Source organism: Prevotella sp. Sow4_E9_plate, assembly GCF_052116205.1.
Lineage (GTDB): Bacteria > Bacteroidota > Bacteroidia > Bacteroidales > Bacteroidaceae > Prevotella.
On record NZ_JBQKLN010000140.1, the window covers coordinates 1 to 547 of the forward strand.

The window sequence follows — 547 nt, forward strand, 5'->3', positions numbered from 1 at the left end:
GTGGTATGAGTTTCGCTATAAAACTGTCTGTTTGTGCAGTATTGAGCATATTCTTAAACATGATATTGCTTGCATTATTGTCGCTCTGGGAAAGAGTATAGCGCAACAGATCTCTTACTGTCAACGATATAACTGGTGCTGAATAATCTTTCATCATAGGGCTCCATGTCTTTGGATCAAGTTTTTCCCTATTTATCTTTACCAAGGTATCAAGGGAAAGGCCTTTTTTGTCAAAATCATTGCAAAGAGCTAATGCCTGATGAACCTTAAATACACTCATCATAGGATAAATGCTTTTATTATTAACACTAACCGTATCTGTGTTATTAATAATAACCGCCACACCAATTTCACCAGGACAAGCCGAGACAATCTGAGAAATGCTATCAGTCAAAACATCTGTTAATGGAGGATTCGCGCTACCTTTTGTAGCTGATTTATGGGACAATGAGAACACCAAGATGAAGATGCAAACTAAAGCTATACACAAAACTACGATTTGCTTTTTTCTGTTTTTTTTCATGTTCCTTAATTCCGCAACACTATA

Annotated in this window: 1 protein-coding gene; it reads right to left on the reverse strand. The window is 36.4% G+C overall.

Annotated features, from left to right (window positions below):
• On the reverse strand, nucleotides 1-523 hold a 523-nt coding region (locus tag ACTQ53_RS17600), incomplete at its 3' end, for a serine hydrolase (RefSeq protein ID WP_441934616.1).
• Nucleotides 524-547 lie beyond the last annotated feature (24 nt).